The sequence below is a fragment of the Stenotrophomonas sp. YJH_SMC_19 genome (assembly GCF_059367915.1).
Map to the genome: position 1 here is coordinate 181,967 of NZ_JCAFRI010000004.1, position 17,980 is coordinate 199,946.

At 67.7% G+C, this 17,980-nt stretch carries 17 protein-coding genes; 7 read left to right on the forward strand and 10 right to left on the reverse strand.

Going from position 1 to position 17,980, the window contains the following annotated elements:
* Positions 1–145: 145 nt before the first annotated feature.
* A complete protein-coding gene (dksA, locus tag AC5P5R_RS07000) occupies positions 146–1,375 on the reverse strand; it encodes an RNA polymerase-binding protein DksA (RefSeq protein ID WP_005410374.1) in 1,230 nt (409 codons plus the stop codon).
* Positions 1,376–1,647: 272 nt separating this feature from the next.
* Here dksA and yidD point away from each other — a divergent pair, with 272 nt between their 5' ends.
* From yidD to AC5P5R_RS07015, 3 genes are read left to right on the forward strand one after another with little or no spacing between them, the layout of a single operon-like run.
* Positions 1,648–1,902 carry a membrane protein insertion efficiency factor YidD gene (gene yidD, locus AC5P5R_RS07005; RefSeq protein ID WP_005414016.1) on the forward strand — a complete coding sequence of 85 codons (255 nt, stop codon included), beginning with the start codon at positions 1,648–1,650 and terminating at the stop codon, positions 1,900–1,902.
* Position 1,903: 1 nt separating this feature from the next.
* Positions 1,904–3,250 (forward strand): dihydroorotase, encoded by a 1,347-nt coding sequence (locus tag AC5P5R_RS07010; RefSeq protein ID WP_099490348.1) that lies wholly within the window; start codon positions 1,904–1,906, stop codon positions 3,248–3,250.
* Positions 3,250–4,098: a M23 family metallopeptidase gene (locus tag AC5P5R_RS07015; protein ID WP_012480836.1), complete on the forward strand. Its 849-nt coding sequence runs from the start codon at positions 3,250–3,252 to the stop codon at positions 4,096–4,098. The genes AC5P5R_RS07010 and AC5P5R_RS07015 overlap by 1 nt, the downstream gene beginning before the upstream one ends.
* Before the next feature lie 104 nt (positions 4,099–4,202).
* Here AC5P5R_RS07015 and AC5P5R_RS07020 read toward each other — a convergent pair whose 3' ends face one another.
* The 5 genes from AC5P5R_RS07020 to efp all read right to left on the reverse strand — a co-directional run bounded on the left by AC5P5R_RS07020 (position 4,203) and on the right by efp (position 8,464).
* Positions 4,203–4,907, reverse strand: a complete 705-nt coding sequence (locus AC5P5R_RS07020) for a squalene/phytoene synthase family protein (RefSeq protein WP_012480837.1) — start codon at positions 4,905–4,907, stop codon at positions 4,203–4,205.
* Positions 4,908–4,918: 11 nt separating this feature from the next.
* Entirely contained in the window at positions 4,919–5,614 is a 696-nt protein-coding gene (locus AC5P5R_RS07025; RefSeq protein ID WP_100438763.1) for a phosphoglycolate phosphatase, read from the reverse strand.
* Positions 5,611–6,327, reverse strand: a complete 717-nt coding sequence (gene ubiG / locus AC5P5R_RS07030; RefSeq protein WP_087923129.1) for a bifunctional 2-polyprenyl-6-hydroxyphenol methylase/3-demethylubiquinol 3-O-methyltransferase UbiG — start codon at positions 6,325–6,327, stop codon at positions 5,611–5,613. Before ubiG ends, AC5P5R_RS07025 begins: the two co-directional genes overlap by 4 nt.
* Before the next feature lie 25 nt (positions 6,328–6,352).
* Complete coding sequence (locus AC5P5R_RS07035; RefSeq protein WP_049397343.1) at positions 6,353–7,696, reverse strand: TRZ/ATZ family hydrolase; 1,344 nt, start codon at positions 7,694–7,696, stop codon at positions 6,353–6,355.
* 201 nt (positions 7,697–7,897) lie between these two features.
* Positions 7,898–8,464, reverse strand: a complete 567-nt coding sequence (efp, locus tag AC5P5R_RS07040) for an elongation factor P (RefSeq protein ID WP_005410381.1) — start codon at positions 8,462–8,464, stop codon at positions 7,898–7,900.
* Between the two features lie 120 nt (positions 8,465–8,584).
* Here efp and epmB point away from each other — a divergent pair, with 120 nt between their 5' ends.
* Positions 8,585–9,601 carry an EF-P beta-lysylation protein EpmB gene (gene epmB, locus AC5P5R_RS07045; RefSeq protein ID WP_044570623.1) on the forward strand — a complete coding sequence of 339 codons (1,017 nt, stop codon included), beginning with the start codon at positions 8,585–8,587 and terminating at the stop codon, positions 9,599–9,601.
* A 65-nt stretch (positions 9,602–9,666) separates the two neighbouring features.
* Here the strand turns inward: epmB and AC5P5R_RS07050 are convergent, their stop codons facing one another.
* The 3 genes from AC5P5R_RS07050 to AC5P5R_RS07060 are packed head-to-tail and all read right to left on the reverse strand — an operon-like array spanning position 9,667 to position 13,539.
* Positions 9,667–11,793, reverse strand: a complete 2,127-nt coding sequence (locus tag AC5P5R_RS07050; RefSeq protein WP_062607456.1) for a putative bifunctional diguanylate cyclase/phosphodiesterase — start codon at positions 11,791–11,793, stop codon at positions 9,667–9,669.
* A complete protein-coding gene (locus AC5P5R_RS07055) occupies positions 11,790–12,722 on the reverse strand; it encodes a phosphate/phosphite/phosphonate ABC transporter substrate-binding protein (protein WP_049404638.1) in 933 nt (310 codons plus the stop codon). Before AC5P5R_RS07055 ends, AC5P5R_RS07050 begins: the two co-directional genes overlap by 4 nt.
* Positions 12,723–12,768: 46 nt before the next feature.
* The gene (locus AC5P5R_RS07060) at positions 12,769–13,539 is read right to left on the reverse strand and encodes an RNA methyltransferase (RefSeq protein ID WP_005414025.1); all 771 of its coding nucleotides are present in this window, start codon (positions 13,537–13,539) and stop codon (positions 12,769–12,771) included.
* A gap of 120 nt (positions 13,540–13,659) precedes the next feature.
* Here AC5P5R_RS07060 and AC5P5R_RS07065 point away from each other — a divergent pair, with 120 nt between their 5' ends.
* Positions 13,660–14,487 (forward strand): inositol monophosphatase family protein, encoded by an 828-nt coding sequence (locus AC5P5R_RS07065; protein WP_005410386.1) that lies wholly within the window; start codon positions 13,660–13,662, stop codon positions 14,485–14,487.
* Positions 14,488–15,157: 670 nt separating this feature from the next.
* Here AC5P5R_RS07065 and htpX read toward each other — a convergent pair.
* On the reverse strand, positions 15,158–16,024 hold the full coding sequence (gene htpX / locus AC5P5R_RS07070) for a protease HtpX (protein ID WP_005410387.1): 867 nt from the start codon (positions 16,022–16,024) through the stop codon (positions 15,158–15,160).
* A gap of 93 nt (positions 16,025–16,117) precedes the next feature.
* Here htpX and gluQRS point away from each other — a divergent pair, with 93 nt between their 5' ends.
* Together gluQRS and phbB are read left to right on the forward strand one after the other, a co-directional pair.
* Positions 16,118–17,059 (forward strand): tRNA glutamyl-Q(34) synthetase GluQRS, encoded by a 942-nt coding sequence (gene gluQRS, locus AC5P5R_RS07075; protein WP_100438764.1) that lies wholly within the window; start codon positions 16,118–16,120, stop codon positions 17,057–17,059.
* On the forward strand, positions 17,056–17,796 hold the full coding sequence (gene phbB, locus AC5P5R_RS07080) for an acetoacetyl-CoA reductase (RefSeq protein WP_005410389.1): 741 nt from the start codon (positions 17,056–17,058) through the stop codon (positions 17,794–17,796). Before gluQRS ends, phbB begins: the two co-directional genes overlap by 4 nt.
* The last annotated feature ends 184 nt before the right edge of the window (positions 17,797–17,980 follow it).

Sequence of the window (17,980 nt, forward strand, 5' to 3'; positions counted from 1 at the left end):
CCCCTGCGGTGCTCGGCTCGCTACAAGGCGGACCCAAGTCAACGGCCACAACTGCCCGTGCCAGCCACGGTCGCTTACCAACGATCCCCCAACAAAAAACCCGGCCAAGGCCGGGTTTTCTGCATGACCATACAACGAGCGGGAATCAGTCGCCCTGCTGCTTCTGCAGGTGCTCCCAACGCTCCTGGGCGTCGATGGTGCGCTCGGCGGTCAGGCGCGCCTCCAGGCGCTCCAGGCCGATCTCTTCGCCGGTGTCGACGCAGTAGCCGTAGTCGCCTGCTTCCAGGCGCTTGAGGGTGCTGTCGATCTTGCCGATCAGCTTGCGGTAGCGGTCGCGGGTACGCAGTTCCAGCGAATTCTCGGTCTCGCGGGTCGCACGCTCGGCTTCGTCGCCGATATCACGCACTTCCTCGCGCAGGTTCTCGATGGTCTGCTTGGACTCTTCCACCAGGTCCGCGCGCCAGTTCTGCAGGCGCTGGCGGAAGTACTCCTGCTGCAGCGGGCTCATGTATTCCTCTTCCGAGGACGGCTTGTAGCCAGCCGGCAGGATCGGGCGGCCGGTGGCCTCGTCGGTCTTGTACTCGACCACCTTGTACTTGCTGCGCGGGGCCGGTGCCGCCGAGCGGGCGGCGACGGCCACGGCAACCTTGCCGACAGGGCGCGACACGGTCTTCGGGGCGGAATCGGATTTCACGGCGGTTTTGGCAGGCGATTTCGAAACGGGCACGGGATTCTTGGATTGCGGGGCCTTCGAGGCGGCAGGAGCGGCGGCCGGGGCCGGCTTGGAGGCCGGTTGGGCTGCTGCCACTGCCACGGTCTTGGCCGGGACAGGCTTGGCCGGAGCCGGCTTGGCAGCAGGCTTCGGTGCGGACTTCACTACTGGGGCCGGGGTCGGCTTTACGGCCGGCGCGGCAACATTCTTGGCAACCTTCTTTACAGCGGCAGGCGTGGCGACCGGCTTGGCCGCAGCGACCTTCTTTGCTGCGGGCTTGGCGACCGGCTTGGCTGCAGCCTTCTTCACCACCGCCTTCGGCGCCGGCTTGGTTGCTGCCTTCTTCGCCACTGGCTTGGCGGCAGCCTTCTTCACCGGCGCGGCCTTGCTGGCGGCCTTCTTCACCACCGGCGCCTTCTTGCTGGCAGCGGCAGGCTTGGCCTTGGCGGGCGCAGCAGCCTTCTTCGCCACCGGCTTGGTTGCCTTGACCGGCGTTTTCTTTGCGGTGGCCTTCCTGGCCGCCGGTTGCGAGGACGCTGCCTTGGTCGCCGGCTTGCTGGCCGGTTTCCTGGCAACGGGCTTTGCCGCCAACTTCTTCACAACAGGCTTGGCGGTTTTCTTGGCGGCCGTTGCGGCCTTCTTTGCAGTTTTTTTAGCAGCCACGAAACGCTCTTCCTTGGATTCCCCGGGGCCCGGGAAAGCGGGCCTTTATAGCCTACCCGACCCGCAGCAGCAACCTCGGCACCCTGCTCCATTCAGTCCTGGAGTCAAGGCGCCCTTGGAGGCAGTCCGACGAACACGGACCGCCTTGCGCGGTACGGAACCTGGCCAGCACCCGCAGGTGCTGGTACCGGTCGCAGGCCATCGGCGACATGCGACCAACGGCCCATCCTGCACAAATGCGGCCTTCATGCCAACTGGCATAAGATGACTGGGTGATCTCGCGCCTGCTCATTGCCCTGCTGCGCTTCTACAAGCGCTTCATCAGCCCCTTGCTGGGGCCACGCTGCCGTTTCGTGCCGAGCTGTTCTGAATACGCGATGGAAGCCATCTCGCGGCACGGCCCGCTGCGCGGCAGCTGGCTGGCTGCACGCCGGCTCGGTCGCTGCCACCCGTTCCATCCCGGCGGCTTCGACCCCGTGCCCGAGTCTCCCAACGCCCCCTCTTGCCGTTGCACAGGAAAACACTGACATGTCCTCCACCCTCATCACCAACGCCCGGATGGTCAACGAAGGCCGCACCTTCGACGGCGACCTGCGCATCGAGAACGGCCGCATCGCGCAGATCGGCAGCGGGCTGGCGCCGCGCGACGGCGAGCAGGTGGTGGATGCGGCCGGACGCTGGCTGCTGCCCGGCATGATCGATGACCAGGTGCACTTCCGCGAACCGGGCCTGACCCACAAGGGCGACATCGCCAGCGAATCGGCCGCGGCCGTGGCCGGTGGCCTGACCAGCTTCATGGACATGCCCAACACCAACCCGCCGACGCTGGATTCGACCATCCTGGAAGCCAAGTACGAGCTCGCGCGCGGCCGAGCCTGGGCCAACTATGGCTTCTACCACGGCGCCAGCAATGACAACCTCGACGCGATCCGTGCCCTGGATCCGAAGAAGGCCCCGGGCGTGAAGGTGTTCATGGGTGCTTCGACCGGCAACATGCTGGTGGACAACCCGGAAACGCTGGATGCGATCTTCCGCGAATGCCCGACCCCGATCATCACGCACTGCGAAGACACGCCGATGATCGATGCCAACCTGAAGGCCTTCCAGGAAAAGTACGGCGATGCGCTGACCCCTGACATGCATCCGGACATCCGTTCGCGCGAGGCCTGCATCAAGTCGACCCGCCTGGCGATGTCGCTGGCGCGCAAGCACGGCACCCGCCTGCATGTGCTGCACATCTCCACCGCCGACGAGCTGGCGCTGTTCGAGAAGGGCCCGCTGATCCGCGCCGACGGCAGCCGCAAGCAGATCACCGCCGAGACCTGCGTGCACTTCCTGCACTTCGCGCGCCCGGACTATGCGACCAAGGGCAACCTGATCAAGTGCAACCCGGCCATCAAGGAAGTGTCCGACCGCGAGGCGATCACCGCTGCGCTGGCCGACGACGTGCTGGACGTGCTGGCCACCGACCACGCGCCGCACACCTGGGAAGAGAAGCAGAAGCCGTACGTGCAGGCACCGTCGGGCCTGCCGCTGGTGCAGTACGCGCTGGTGGCCGCGCTGGAGCGCGTGCACGAAGGCAAGCTGACCCGCGAACAGGTGGTGCAGAAATTCGCCCACGCGCCGGCACAGTTGTTCGACGTGGAAGAACGCGGCTTCCTGCGCGAAGGCTACTTCGCCGACCTGGTGCTTGTGGAAGACGTGCCGTTCACCGTCAAGCGCGAGGACGTGCTGTCCAAGTGCGGCTGGTCGCCGTTCGAAGGCACGACCTTCCGTTCGCGCGTGGCCTCCACCTGGGTGAACGGCCAGCTGGTGTGGGACGGCAGCAAACTGGTGGGCGAGCCCGCCGGCCAGCGCATGACCTACGACCGCTGATGCGCGCGGCTCTATTTACCGGGGCGCTGCTGCTGGCGGCACCCCTGCTCAGCGTACCGTCGGCTCACGCGCAGGATGGCATCGGCAGCCTGATCGACAGCCGCGTGGTGTTCCCGGCCAGTGCGTCGCAGGGCGCACTGGTGATCGGCAAGGTGCCCGCCGGCAGCCGCGTGCAGTACGCCGGTCGCCAGCTGCGGGTGAGCGGCTACGGCAGCGTGGTGTTCGGCATCGGCCGCGACGAGAAGGGACCATTGCGCGTGCAGGTGCAGCGCCCCGATGGTGGCAGCGAGACCGCGACCATTGCGGTGACGCCGCGCGACTGGCCCACCGAGCGGGTCAACGGCGTGCCGCCGAAGACAGTCAATCCGCCGCCGGCGATTGCCGAGCGGATCAAGCGCGAACAGGCGCAGGTGACCGCCGCGCGTGCCCGCGATGACGACCGCACCGACTTCACCCAGACCTTCATCTGGCCGGTGCAGGGCCGCATCAGCGGTCGCTTCGGCAATGCCCGCGTGTACAACGGGCAGCCCGGTGCCGGTCATTCCGGCATGGACATCGCGGTACCGACCGGCACCCCGGTGAAGGCACCGGCCGCCGGCATCGTCACCTTCGCCGGGCCGGACCTGTACCTGACCGGCGGTACGCTGCTGCTCGACCACGGTTTCGGGGTCAGCTCCAACTTCCTGCACCTGTCGCGCATCGACGTAAAAGTTGGCGACCGTGTGGAACAAGGCCAGGTGATCGCCGCGGTCGGCGCCACCGGCCGTGCCACCGGCCCGCACCTGCACTGGGGCATGAACTGGTTCGATACCCGTATCGATCCGCTGCTGGTACTGGAACGCAAGTAACGCGCGCAATGCGCTTGGGTGGGTGCCAACCTTGGTCGCACAACCTCACAGAGCGTGCGGACCAAGGTCCGCACCCACCAGAAGCAGTCAACAGCGCCGATCGATCAACCGCGCGCAGCCCACCACACGCGCAACAAGGTGCGCACCGGGGTCGCTTCAATCGGCTTGCCTGCGGCCTGCGCGGCAACGCGGGCGCGCGCCAGGCTGGACCACACACGGCGCGGTCGCGGGCCGGGCACGCGCGTGCCCCAGCCCTTCAACAGATGCTGCGCCCAGCGCTGTGCAGCCGTGCTGGCATCACCGTCCAGCAGGCTGCGCGGTACACCGGCCACGCCGGCGTCCTGCAGGCGCTGGGCCAGGGTCTGCAACTGCACCGCGCGACCGGCACCGGTGCGCGGCTTGTCCGCGAACAAGGCCGCCTCGACCGCAGCCACGGCTTCAGCGTAGTTGGCCAGCGCACGCTCGGCGCTGGCCGCATCCAGCGCTACCGTGCGCGCTTCAACCAGATCCGGCAGGGCCTCGGCCAGCTGCGCCCACGGCGCACGCACCGGCTCCAGCAGACGGCCCAGTGGATGGCGCGAACGATGCCCGGCCCAGCTGCGCAGTTCCTCGCCCCACCATGCCAGCTTGGCATCGGCCGGCAGCGGATCGCCGCCGGTATTGAGCATGTCGTCGAACTCCTGCAGCAGCGCGAACCACGCCACGGCAAGCTCGCGTTGCGATTCGGCCACGAACGGGGCGGCCACCGACCATTCCGGCCAACGGCTGCGCCACTTGTCGAGGAAACTGTCCAGCGCGGTACTGCTCACTACGTGATTCCTTACGGCTGGGCCGGGGCTGCCGGCCGGGTCGGCCAGAGACTGGCCAGTTGCAGAAGTTCGGCGTTCTCGACCAGCACGTCGGCCTGCCAGGCCAGCGGGTCGTCGCTGTGCAGGCGGTAGCCCCACAGCGCTGCCACCGACGGCATGGCCGCGGCACGCGCGGCGATGATGTCGCGCTCGTCGTCACCCACGTACACGCAGTCTTCGGCGGCAACGGCAATCGCCTGCGCGGCGTGCAGCAGCGGCAGCGGGTGCGGCTTGCGTTCGGCCAGGCTGTCACCGCCGACCAGCACCGCGCAGCGCTGCTGCCAGCCATGCTGCGGCAGGATCAGGCGCGCCAGGTACTCGGGTTTGTTGGTGACGATGCCCCACACCGTACCGGCCTCATCCAGCGCGGCGAGCATGCCCGCCACGCCATCGAACAACACGGCGTGCTGGCCGATCAACGCTTCATAGCGCTGCAGGAATTCCGGGATCAGTGCATCGCGCGCAGCGGCATCCAGGTCCGGGAACGCGGCCCCGACCATCGCACGCGAGCCCTTGGAGACCACCGGCCGCAGCTGCGCCGGATCGACCGGTGCGCGTCCACGCTCGGCCAGCATCGCATCGCAGGTGGCGACGAAGTCCGGCGCGCTGTCCAGCAGGGTGCCGTCCAGATCGAACAGCACCGCGCGCGGGAAGCGAGCAGAGGTCATGCCGGCTTGACCGCGTAGGCGAGGTAGTTGATGTCGGTGCGGCTGCTCAGGCGGGCATGGTTGCGCCACGGCTCGTAAGCCATGCCACTGACATCCACCAGCTGCACATCGGCCTCGCGCAGCCAGCGCGCCAGCTCGGCCGGCTTGATGAATTCCTGGTAGTGGTGCGTGCCCTTGGGCAGCAGCCGCGCCACGTACTCGGCACCGACAATCGCCACTGCGAAGGCGGCAGCGGTGCGGTTGATGGTCGACAGGAACAGGTGGCCGCCCGGCTTCAGCAGGCGCTTGCAGGCCTCGATGATCGCGCCCGGGTCCGGCACGTGCTCCAGCATTTCCATGCAGGTCACCACATCGAAGCTGCCCGGCTGCTCGGCGGCCAGGTCCTCGGCGGCCTGCACCCGGTAATCGACCTTGGCGCCGCTTTCCAGCGCATGCAGGCGCGCGACCTTGACCAGCTCCGGGGCCAGGTCGATGGCGGTGACGTCGGCGCCGGCCTGGGCCAGCGCTTCGCTCAACAGGCCGCCACCGCAACCGATGTCGAGTACGCGTGCGCCGCGCAGCGGAACGCGGTCGGCCACGTATTTCAGGCGCACCGGGTTCAGCGCATGCAGCGGCTTCTGCGGGCCGTCAGCGTCCCACCAGCGGTTGGCCAGCGCGGCGAACTTGTCCAGCTCGGCCTGATCGAAATTGGAGGAAGCGTGGGGGGCAGTCATGAGGGAGTCCTTGCGGCGCCGGGGTTCAGGCGCGGATATGACGGATGCGCTCGCGCCACTGGCGCGCGTTGGCGATGATGCCCGGCAGGTCCATGCCGACCAGCTCGCGCTGCACCAGCTTCGGCTTGCCGGCGATCCAGACGTCGCTGACCTGCTGGCGGCCGGTGGCGTACACCAGCTGCGACAGCACGTTGTGCAGCGGCTGGGTTTCCAGTGCGGACAGGTCGACGCAGACCAGGTCGGCCTGCTTGCCGACTTCGATCGAACCGATGCGCTCGCCGAAGCCCAGCGCGCGGGCACCGCCCAGGGTGGACGCGCGCAGCGTGGTCGCCGCGTCCAGCGCGGTGGCGTCATCGGCCACGGCCTTGGCCAGAATCGCCGCGGTGCGGTTCTCGCTGAACATGTCCAGGTCGTTGTTGCTGGCGCAGCCGTCGGTGCCGATCGCCAGGTTCACGCCGGCGCGCTGCAGGGCGCAGGCCGGGCAGAAACCGGAGGCGAGCTTCAGGTTCGATTCCGGGCAATGCACCACGCTGACGCCACGCTCGGCGCACAGGTGGATTTCCGCATCAGTCAGCTGGGTCATGTGCACCGCGATCAGGCGGTCGTTGACCAGGCCGAGGCGATCCAGCCGCGCCAGCGGGCGCTGGCCGTGCAGCCTGATCGAATCGTTGATCTCCTGCGCGGTCTCGTGGGTGTGCAGGTGCACCTGCATGTCGAGCTGGTCGGACAGCATCCGCACCCGCTCGAAGTTGGCATCGTTGACCGTATACGGCGCATGCGGCGCGAACGCGGTGCCGATCAGCGGATCGGTGCGCCACTGGTCATGCAGTTCACCGGCCTTGGCGAAGTACTCGTCGTCGGTCTTGGCCCAAGCGGTGGGGAAATCGATGATGACCGCGCCGACCAGCGCGCGGAAACCATGCTTCTTGTAGACGGCGGCCTGCACATCGCCGAAGAAGTAGTTCTCGTTGGCGCAGGTGGTGCCGCCGCGCAGCATCTCGGCGATGGCCAGGGTGGTGCCGTCGGCGACGAATTCGGGGCCGATCACCGCCGCTTCCACCGGCCAGATGTGCTGCTGCAGCCAGGTCATCAGCGGCAGGTCGTCGGCGACGCCGCGCAGCAGGGTCATCGGGTTGTGCGTGTGCGCATTGACCAGGCCCGGCATCAGCGCCGCCTCGGGGCGGCTGACCACCTGGGTGGCGCGGAACCGTGCGCGCGCCTCGGCACGCGGCAGGATGGCCACGATCTCGCTGCCACGCACGGCAACGGCATGGTCTTCCAGCACCACCGCATGCGGCTCGATCGGAACGACGTAACCGGCTTCGATGAGCAGGTCGCAGGCTTCGGGGAGGTGCGGGCTATCGCTCATGCGGACTCACTGGCTGGGGGGCGGCGAGATACTTCTGGGGGACACGCCCCTGAGTCAGGGGCTGCCGCGAAGCGGCGGGGTCTGGAGACCCGTGAAGCGGGGGCCCATGATCTGCCGAAGCAGATCATGGGAGCGCCAGCGCGAACGCGATGGCGCGTATCCGGCCAGCGGCCGGCACTACCGTAATCCGGCTGCGCCGGATTACTTGACACGTGCGGAGTATTCGCCCGAACGGGTGTCGACGCGGATCACTTCGTCCTGGTTCACGAACAGCGGCACGCGGACCACGGCGCCGGTTTCCAGGGTGGCCGGCTTGCCGCCGCCGCCCGAGGTGTCGCCACGGACGCCCGGATCGGTTTCGGTGATCTTCAGCTCGACGAAGTTCGGCGGCTGCACGAAGATCGGCTCACCGTTCCACAGGGTGACCACGCAGGACTCCTCGCCCTTCAGCCACTTCTCGGCGCCGCCCATGCCGGCCTTGGTGGCCTGGACCTGCTCGAAGGATTCCGGGTCCATGAAGTGCCAGTACTCGCCGTCGCTGTACATGAAGTTCATGTCGGTATCGACGACGTCGGCTGCATCCAGCGAGTCGGTCGACTTCATGGTCACTTCCTGGGTACGGCCGTCCTTGATCAGGCGGTACTTCACGCGGGTGAAGGCCTGGCCCTTGCCCGGCTTGACGTATTCGGTGTCGATGATGACGGCCGGTTGGTTGTTGACCAGGATCTTCATCCCGTTCTTGACGTCGTTCATGCCGTAGCTGGCCATGCGTAAACTCCTGAGTGGCAAAAACGCCGCGGGTGCGGCGAGCCGTTAGAATGGAAAGCCCACCGGGTGCCGGTGGGCGACTGTTTTTCTGCCCCCATGATAACCGCAGGCCCCCTCTCCATGCAGCTTTCCGCCTTCCCCCGGCCCCAGTCGCCAGGCGCGCCCGCGCGTTGGCAGCAGCTCTGGCGCCAGGCACTGCGCGACCCGCAGGCGCTGCTGGCCCGGCTGCAGCTGGACCCGGCGGCACTGGGCGTCTCCGAAGCGGCCATGGCCCAGTTCGCGCTGCGCGTGCCGGAGGGGTTCGTGGCCCGCATGCGCAAGGGCGATCCGGCCGATCCGCTGCTGCGGCAGGTGCTGCCGATCGACGAGGAAATGCGCCCGGCGCCCGGGTTCAGCTTCGATGCGGTGGGTGATGGTGCCGCCAAGAAGGCCACCGGCGTCATCCAGAAGTACCGTGGCCGCGCCCTGCTGGTGGCGACGGGCAGCTGTGCGATCAACTGCCGCTACTGCTTCCGCCGCCACTTCGACTATGGCGCGGAGAACGCCGCCAAGGGTGGCTGGCAGGAAGCCGTAGCCGCCATCGCCGCCGACCCGGACATCGACGAGGTGATCCTGTCCGGCGGTGACCCGCTGTCGCTGGCCACGCACAAGCTGGCCGAGCTGACCGACGCCCTGCGCGCGATCCCGCATATCCGCCGCCTGCGCATCCATACCCGGCTGCCGATCGTGCTGCCCGAGCGCGTGGACGATGAACTGGTCTCTTGGCTGGGCAGCCTGCCGTGGCCGCTGGCCATCGTGGTCCACGCCAACCATGCCAATGAATTCGATGCCAGCGTGGACGCGGCGATGGCGCGCCTGCGCGGCATCGGCGCCCAGCTGCTGAACCAGGCGGTATTGCTGCGCGGGGTCAACGACAGCGTGCAGGCCCTGCAGGACCTGAGCGAGCGCAGCTTCGCCGCCGGCGTGCTGCCCTATTACCTGCACCAGCTGGACCGGGTCGAGGGCGTGGCCCACTTCGAAGTGGACGACACCCGGGCCAAGGCATTGATTGCCGGGTTGACCGCGCGCCTGTCCGGCTATCTGGTCCCGAAGCTGGTGCGCGAACTGCCCGGCGACCCGAGCAAGCGCCCGGTGTAATTCCGTAGCGTGGGTCATCCCTTTTACTGCGGAAAAGGGATGACCCACGGCACAACGTCAATCGGTCAAACGCCCGATTCGATCATCCGCACCACTTCGGTGGCGGTGACCGGGTGGCTCAGCCAGTAGCCCTGCCCCAGATCGCAGCCGCGCTGCGCCAGCAGTTCGAACTGCGCCTGCTGCTCGATGCCCTCGGCCACCACCGTGATGCCCAGCGCGTGGGCCATGGCGATGATCGCCGTGGTCAATGCGAGGTCGTCGGGATCACGCTGCATGTCGGCCACGAAGCTCTTGTCGATCTTCACGCCGTCCACCGGCACCTGGCGCAGATGACTGAGCCCGGAGAAGCCGGTGCCGAAGTCGTCCAGCCATACCTTCACGCCGGTGCGGTGCAGCTTGTCCAGCAGCTGCGCGGCGACCATCTCGTCACCGATCACCGCGGTCTCGGTCAGCTCCAGATGCAGGCGCGACGCTGGCAGCCCGGACTCATGCAGGCATTGCGCGACCAGCGCCGGCAGTTCGCCGCCGCGCAGCTGCCGCGGTGACACGTTCACCGACACGAACAGGTCGTCGCCGGCCGCCCCGCGCGGCCACTGCGAGGCCTCCATGCAGGCCGCACGCAGTACTTTCGGGCCGATGATCTCGATCAGACCACTCTGCTCGGCCACCTCGATGAACACCGATGGCGGAATCGTGCCCAGGGTCGGATGCTGCCAGCGCAGCAGCACTTCGACGCCGACCATGCGGCGGTCGCGCATGCGGAAGATCGGCTGGTAGGCCAGGCGCAGTTCGCCGCGCTCCCAGGCCCCGCGCAGCTCCTGTTCCATATGCACGCGACGTTCGACCGCGTGGTCCATCGCCCGGCTGTAGTAGCGATAGCAGTTCTTGCCGGCCATCTTCGCCTGGTACATGGCGATGTCGCCGTTTTTCAACAGGGTGGTCGCATCGGCCGCATCGTCGGGGAACAGGGTCACGCCGATCGAGGTGCCCAGGAACAGCTCCCTGCCCTGCACCACCAGCGGCCTGCCCAGCTCGCGCACCAGCACTTCGGCCAGCAGCCGCGCGTTGGCGGCCACATCACCGTCGCCCACCAGGATCACGAACTCGTCACCGCCGAAGCGGGCCAGCAGGGCCTCGTCGCCGCCTGCCTCCGCAACGGCGCGGCCGATGCGCTGTGCGAACTGCAGCAACGCCTCGTCACCGGCCTCATGGCCAAGCGTGTCGTTGACCCGCTTGAAATCGTCGATGTCGGCGAACAGCAGGCCCAACCGGTGATTGGCGGCACGCGCGGCCATCAGCCGATGGTCCAGCGCTTCGCGGAATGCCAGCCGGTTGGTCAGCCCGGTCAGCGCGTCGGTATAGGCCATGCGCCGCACTTCACGGTCATGGCGGGCGATCGCATCGCGCATGCGGGCGAAGCCGCGCACCAGCTCACCCACTTCGTCGTCACGGGTGTTCTCGGCCAGGGGCGTCTGGTAGTCACCGGCCTCGATGCGGCGCGCGGCCGCGGCCAGATCGCGGATCGGCGCGACCAGCGTGCGCTGCACGTACAGGATCACCACCACGCCGATCACCACCAGCAACCCCAGCATCAGCAGCAACCAACCCAGGTGGCGGCTGCCGACCAGTTGCAGGCGCTCGCCAAGGGTGGCGTTGGCCGCCTGCTCGCGTTGCTGTACTTCGTCCAGCGCCATGCCGACGCGGACGCCGCCGATGCGCTGGTTGCCGACCATGATCGGCATCGTGTTGTCCAGCACCTTCGGCGATTCCTGCACCAGCAAGGCCTGCGCCGCCGCAGCCTTGGGTGCCAGGGGATCGCCCATCGGCTGGCCGAATCCCGGGACCTCGACCGAGCCGTCGTGCACCAGCCGGCCGCGCTCGTCGAACACCAGTACATAGCGCACCACCGGCTGTCGCGCCGTGCTGCGCACCAGCACGCCGACCTGGTCCAGGTCGCGGTAATACAGCGGGTTGGCCAGCGCATCGGACAACTCGCGCGCCATCGCCTCGCCGCGGCTGCGCACGCTGCGGTCGAACAATTCATGGATGACGCCACCGCTGAGGGTGCGCACCTCGCTCTGCATCGCCGTCTGGCGCCCCAGCAGCACCGCCAGAATGGCGACCACCACGACCATCGCTCCGCCCATCGCCAGCAGGAACCGGGCCTGCATCCCCGAGCCGAGCCACTTCATTCCACTTCCATCCGCACGCGCGTCAATCCTTGTTTCAATTCATCCAACCGCTGCTGCGCATGCGCATCGACACGGTGGAAACCGGAAGTGCCAAAAAACCGATGCAACGCGCCCTGTGCCTGCGGGTCGCTGGCTGCCTGCAGCAGGACTTCCTGCAGGCGGTCGCGCACCCGGGCATCGAGGTCGGCGCGGACCATCTCCACCGCACGCGGATAGGGTTCGGTACGCAGCAGTTCGCGGAAATCGCGCCGGAATGCAGCCGGCACCCGCCGCTCGTCGTTCCAGTCCACGCTGCTCACCGCCCCCACATCCGCCATCCCCTTGTGCACGTACGTCGCGATGTTCAACTCGCTGCGCGCGAACACATACCCCACGCTGTCACGCCCTGGCACGTCCCAGACCCCGGCCAGGATCTGCGGCGACAGGCCATGGTTCAGCAGGGTCATCACCGGCACCAGGTAGGCGCTGGTGGATGCCGTGTTCTGCAGGGCCAGGCGATGGCCGCGCAGATCCTGCACCCGCTGGATGGGACTGTCGCTGCGCACGAAGAACACCGTCTGGTATTCGCGCACCCCGTTGCGCTCGGTCAACAGCAGCGGCCGCGCACCACTGCGCTGGCCCAGTGCCACCGCCGTACCGGAGGTTTCCGTGACCCAGTCGACCCGTCCCCGCCGCAGATAGCTGGCCATCTGCTGCGGGTCGCGGGCCATCAGTACCCGCCCCTCCTGGATGCCGACGTCATGCATGCGCGCCACCACGTAGTCCAGCAGGGGTTGCAGCTGCTCGTAGTGAGCCTGGGGGTCATCGCTGATCCGGCCCAGCACCAGCACCGGATCCGGTGCTGCATGCACGGCTCCGGCCAGCAGGACCATGGCCAGGCTCAGCAGTCCCCCCTGCATTGCCTTTCGCAGACCCGACACAGACGTCATCCCCCCTGGGTATCCAGACAGACTACCCGAAAAAATGAGAACGTCGTCAGCTGTCCTTGCTGCCGGCCTGGGCCAGACGCGCCATGCGCTGGGTATCGGCGAGGATGCCGCGCAACAGGCGCACTTCCTGCTCGCTCGGCTCGCTGCGCAGGAACAGGCGGCGCAGCTTGCGCATCGCCGATTCCGGCGCGCGGCCCTTGTGGAAATCGATCTCGTCCAGGGTGTCGCCGAGCTGGGCGAAGAAGCTCTCCATCTGCTCATGGCTGGCGGCCTGTTCGCGGAAGCCCGGCTCGGCGTCGGCGGCCGGCTGCGCGCCCAGCAGCTGCATGCGCGTTTCGTACGCCAGCACCTGCACGGCGGCGGCCAGGTTGAGCGAGCTGAACTCCGGGTCTGACGGGATGTGCACTGCGGCGTGGCAGAGCTGCAGCTCCTCGTTGGTCAGGCCGGTACGCTCGCGGCCGAATACCAGTGCGACCTCGGCACCTTCGCCCGCCTTGGCCACCGCACGGGCGGCAGCGTCGGCCGGCAGGTATTCCTCCAGCTGGACGCGGCGGGCACGGGCCGTGCAACCCAGTACCAGGCGGCAATCCGCCACGGCCTCGGCCAGGGTGGCCACCACCGGAGCGTCCCCCAGCACGTCTTCGGCACCGGCCGAGCGGCGGAAGGCCTCCTCGTCCAGCGGCTTTTCGGGGGCGACCAGCACCAGGCGGGCCAGGCCCATGGTCTTCAGGGCGCGGGCGGCAGCCCCCATGTTGCCGGGGTGCTGGGTACCGACCAGGACGAATCGGAGGCGGGTGGCGGCGGGAAACTGGGACATGAACAGGGAAAAGGTCGAGCTGGACGATGACCAATGGTAAACTGTGCGGCCGGCCACTGCGCCGGACCCGCTCTTTTCCCCCGCCAGTCCATCTCTTCTGCCTTTCCGGGAGCCCACGCCATGCAGAAACCCGCCGTCACCGTCATGGTCAAGGCCGCCCGCCTCGCCGGCAACGTCCTGTTGCGCAACATCAACAAGCTCGAGGCACTGAACGTGGTGCAGAAGGGCCGGATGGACTACGCCAGCGAAGTGGATGCGGACGCGGAAAAGGTCATCGTCAAGGAACTCAAGCGCGCCTACCCGGATTACGGCATCTTCGGTGAAGAAGGTGGCGTGCAGGGCGAGCGCCGCCAGATGTGGGTCATCGACCCGCTGGATGGCACCAGCAACTACCTGCGCGGCGTGCCGCACTACTGCGTGTCGATCGCCCTGGTCGAGAACGGCGAGCCGACCGATGCCGTCATCTTCGATCCGCTGCGCAATGAACTGTTCACCGCCAGCCGTGGCGCCGGCGCCGTGCTGAACGACCGCCGCATCCGCGTGGCCGACCGCAAGGATCTGGAAGGCACGATGATCCACACCGGCTTCGCCCCGCGCGAACGCAGCCGCGCCAGCGCGCAGCTGAAGTCGGTCGACACCCTGCTGGTCCAGGCTGAGGACATCCGCCGCACCGGTTCGGCCGCGCTGGACCTGGCCTACGTGGCCTGCGGCCGCGCCGACGCCTATTTCGAAGCCGGCGTGAAGGCGTGGGACATCGCTGCCGGGCTGTTGCTGGTCCGCGAGGCGGGTGGCAAGGTCTGCGACTTCAAGGGCGCGACCCTGGGTCGCATGGACAACCGTGGCCCGGAGACCCACCAGATCGTTGCCGGCAACCTGAAGGTGGCCGAGTCGCTGCAGAAGGTGCTGGTGAACACGGGCTACGCGGCGGAGTTCGACGCGAAGTTCTGAGGTTTCGCGTAATGCGGTTCATGGAGACGGCACCTGCGAGGGTGCCGTTTTCGTTTGTGCGCACGGAGAGTCATTTCCGCGACCGCGGAGGGGTGTCACTTTCTTTGCGCGCAAAGAAAGTAACCAAAGAAACGCTCCGCCAGCCGCGAGCCGTCGCTACGCGCCGGTACCCTGCGCTTCTCGGTGAATCAGGGGACGGCGCCGAACTCGCTGCGCTCAGACACCGGCGCCTCTTCGCCCCTGATTCCCCTGCGATGCTCGGCTCGCTCAAGGCGGACCCAAGGTCAAATGCCACAGCTGCACCCAGTAGATCCACGCCATGCGTGGATGCTGTTGCCCTTGATCTTGATTTTCCAGTCCGCCTTCAAGCGAGCCGAGCACCGCAGGTCCGGCGAGGGCGAAGAGGTGCGGGTGTCTGAGCGCAGCGAGTTCCCGCACCGTCCCTCGACGGGCCGAGGAGCGTAGGGTACCGGCGTGCGCAGCACGTCGGCTCGCGCCCTGGCGGCGTGTTTCTTTGGTTACTTTCTTTGCACGAGCAAAGAAAGTGACACCTCCCCGCAGGCGCGGAAACGATCCGCCGGGCACGATCCGGCATCAGCAATGCACCGCGCAAACAAAAACGCCCGGCGCGGGGCCAGGCGTTCCTGCACTACCGTAGAAGTACGGAGACTTACGCCACCGTCGACGCCCGCAGCGCGGCGATGCGCTCTTCCAGCGGCGGATGGCTCATGAAAAGCTTCTTCGCCGTCGAACCAGCAATACCGAAAGCGGCAATCTGGGTCGGCAGCGTGCTCTGGCCGTGGTTCAGCTGCAGCCGCTCCAACGCGGCGATCATCTTCTGGCGGCCGGCCAGCGAGGCACCGCCGGCGTCGGCGCGGAACTCGCGGTGGCGCGAGAACCACATCGAGATCATGGTGGCGAACAGGCCGAACACCATCTCCAGCACGAACACGATGATGTAATAGGCGAAGCCACGGCCGCCGCCTTCGCGGTTGCCCGACAGCGCGCTGTCGATGATGCCGCCGACCACGCGGGCCAGCACGATCACGAAGGTGTTCAGCACGCCCTGCAGCAGCGCCATGGTGATCATGTCACCGTTGGCGACGTGGGCGATCTCGTGGCCCAGCACCGCTTCGGCCTCGTCTTCGCTCATGTTGTGCAGCAGGCCGGTGGACACCGCCACCAGCGCGTTGTTGCGGTTGGCGCCAGTGGCGAAGGCGTTGATCTCCGGGCCTTCGTACACCGCTACTTCGGGCATGCCGATACCGGCCGCCTTGGCCTGGCGCTCGACGGTGGCCAGCAGCCAGCGCTCGGTCTGGTTGCGCGGCTCGGTGATCACCACCGCACCGGTGGAGCGCTTGGCCATCCACTTGGAGAGCAGCAGCGAGATGAAGGAGCCACCGAAGCCGAAGATCGCGGCCATGACCAGCAGGCCGCTCATCTGGCTTGGATTGACCCCGAGCAACGACATCACGATGCTGGCGAGAATCAGGACCGCGAAGTTGGTCGCCAGGAACAGGGCAATGCGGGTAAACATGGGAAAATCCGGCTCGGAAGGGGTCGATACCGGTCAATTTGCGGTGTGGTCAGCTTGAATTCAAGCGCCAACCTGACCGACGATTCAGCCAGCATGACCTCCCCCATTCCCTGCGGTCGTTTCGCGCCCTCGCCGACCGGCCTGCTCCATCCCGGATCCCTGCTCGCCGCCTTCGGCAGCTGGCTGCTCGCGCGACATAACGGCGGCTTGTGGCGGCTGCGCATCGAAGACGTCGATCCACCACGCACCGTGCCCGGCGCCGCCGAGTCACAGCTGCGGGCGCTGGCCGCGTTCGGCCTGGTCCACGATGGCCCGATCCTCTGGCAGAGCACCCGCGGCGAGGCCTACCAGGCCGCGCTGGACGTGCTGCTGGCCAGCGACCAGGCCCTTGTCTGCCACTGCAGCCGCAGCGACCTGGCCGCCAACGGCGGCATCCACCATCGTTGCGTCGCCCGGCAACCTCGACCGGACCCTGCCGTCCGCTTCCGCGTGCCACCGGGCAGCATCGTGCACTTCGACGATGGCCTGCGTGGACCGCAGCAGCAGGACGTGCACGCCGAAGTCGGCGACTTCGTGCTGCGCCGCGCCGATGGCTGCTGGGCCTACCAGTTGGCGGTGGTGGTCGATGACGCCGCGCAAGGAGTGACCGAAGTGGTGCGCGGCGCCGACCTGCTCGACTCCACGGCGCGGCAGATCCTGCTGCAGCAGGCATTGGGGCTGGCGGTGCCGCGCTACTGGCACCTGCCGCTGCTGCTGGATGCGCCGGGCCACAAACTGTCCAAGTCGCTGGCGGCGCTGCCGGTGGACAGTTCGCACCCGCTGCCCGTGCTGCGCCAGCTCTGGAAGCTGCTCGGCCAGGCACCTGGGACGCTGGAACCTGCGCACGACCTGGATACGCTGCTGGCCACCGCTCGGCAGGCCTTCGACCCGGCACGACTGCCGCGGACCGACATCCTGTTGCCAGCCGGCGCACTTTCCGCGCCGATGTTGCAGAATCCCCCTTCCCCCACCCGACACCCGGACAACACTCCATGACATCTCGCGTCGCACTGGTCACCGGCGGAACCGGCGGCATCGGCACCGCCATCTGCCAACGCCTGGCCGACCAGGGCCACCGGGTCGCCACCAACTACCGCGACGAGGCCAAGGCCCGCGCCTGGCAGCAGGCAATGACCGAACGCGGCTACAGCGTGTCGATCTTCCCGGGCGATGTCTCCGATCCAGGCAGCGCCGAAGCGCTGGTGCGCGCCGTCGAGGCCGAGCTGGGCCCGGTCGAGATCCTGGTCAACAACGCGGGCATCACCCGCGACACCACGTTCCATCGCATGCGCGCGGACCAGTGGCACGATGTGATCAACACCAACCTCAATTCGGTGTTCAACGTCACCCGCCCGGTCATCGAGGGCATGCGCCGCCGCGGCTGGGGCCGGGTCATCCAGATCAGCTCGATCAACGGCCTGAAGGGCCAGTACGGCCAGGCCAACTACGCGGCGGCCAAGGCCGGCATGCACGGCTTCACCATCTCGCTGGCGCGCGAGAACGCCGGCTTCGGCATTACCGTCAACACCATTTCGCCCGGCTACGTGGCCACCGACATGGTGATGGCGGTGCCGGAGGAAGTGCGCGCCAAGATCGTCGCCGACATTCCCACCGGGCGCCTCGGCAAGCCGGAGGAAATCGCTTACGGGGTGTCCTTCCTGGTGGCGGAGGAAGCCTCGTGGATCACCGGCAGCAACCTGGACATCAATGGCGGCCACCATATGGGTTGGTAAGCCGCGCCGGCGGCCTCGGCGGCGCACACCCGCCGCCCCTGCCGATGGTCATGCTGCGCAGCACGCAAACCCTTGTTGCGCAACATGATCCCCTGTGAAAGCCAAGCCTGGCGGGGGCTGAGGCGGTTGCAACGGCTACTGCACTGCGCCATGCTTCGCATCTACTGTGACGAGTGACCGCTTC

Bases quoted from the DNA above. Each gene is read 5' to 3' on its own strand.
- AC5P5R_RS07010 (WP_099490348.1), top strand. From the start codon at position 1,904: ATGTCCTCCACCCTCATCACCAACGCCCGGATGGTCAACGAAGGCCGC.
- AC5P5R_RS07015 (WP_012480836.1), top strand. From the start codon at position 3,250: ATGCGCGCGGCTCTATTTACCGGGGCGCTGCTGCTGGCGGCACCCCTG.
- AC5P5R_RS07025 (WP_100438763.1), bottom strand. From the start codon at position 5,614: ATGACCTCTGCTCGCTTCCCGCGCGCGGTGCTGTTCGATCTGGACGGC.
- ubiG (WP_087923129.1), bottom strand. From the start codon at position 6,327: ATGACTGCCCCCCACGCTTCCTCCAATTTCGATCAGGCCGAGCTGGAC.
- AC5P5R_RS07035 (WP_049397343.1), bottom strand. From the start codon at position 7,696: ATGAGCGATAGCCCGCACCTCCCCGAAGCCTGCGACCTGCTCATCGAA.
- efp (WP_005410381.1), bottom strand. From the start codon at position 8,464: ATGGCCAGCTACGGCATGAACGACGTCAAGAACGGGATGAAGATCCTG.
- epmB (WP_044570623.1), top strand. From the start codon at position 8,585: ATGCAGCTTTCCGCCTTCCCCCGGCCCCAGTCGCCAGGCGCGCCCGCG.
- AC5P5R_RS07050 (WP_062607456.1), bottom strand. From the start codon at position 11,793: ATGAAGTGGCTCGGCTCGGGGATGCAGGCCCGGTTCCTGCTGGCGATG.
- AC5P5R_RS07055 (WP_049404638.1), bottom strand. From the start codon at position 12,722: ATGACGTCTGTGTCGGGTCTGCGAAAGGCAATGCAGGGGGGACTGCTG.
- AC5P5R_RS07060 (WP_005414025.1), bottom strand. From the start codon at position 13,539: ATGTCCCAGTTTCCCGCCGCCACCCGCCTCCGATTCGTCCTGGTCGGT.
- AC5P5R_RS07065 (WP_005410386.1), top strand. From the start codon at position 13,660: ATGCAGAAACCCGCCGTCACCGTCATGGTCAAGGCCGCCCGCCTCGCC.
- htpX (WP_005410387.1), bottom strand. From the start codon at position 16,024: ATGTTTACCCGCATTGCCCTGTTCCTGGCGACCAACTTCGCGGTCCTG.
- gluQRS (WP_100438764.1), top strand. From the start codon at position 16,118: ATGACCTCCCCCATTCCCTGCGGTCGTTTCGCGCCCTCGCCGACCGGC.
- phbB (WP_005410389.1), top strand. From the start codon at position 17,056: ATGACATCTCGCGTCGCACTGGTCACCGGCGGAACCGGCGGCATCGGC.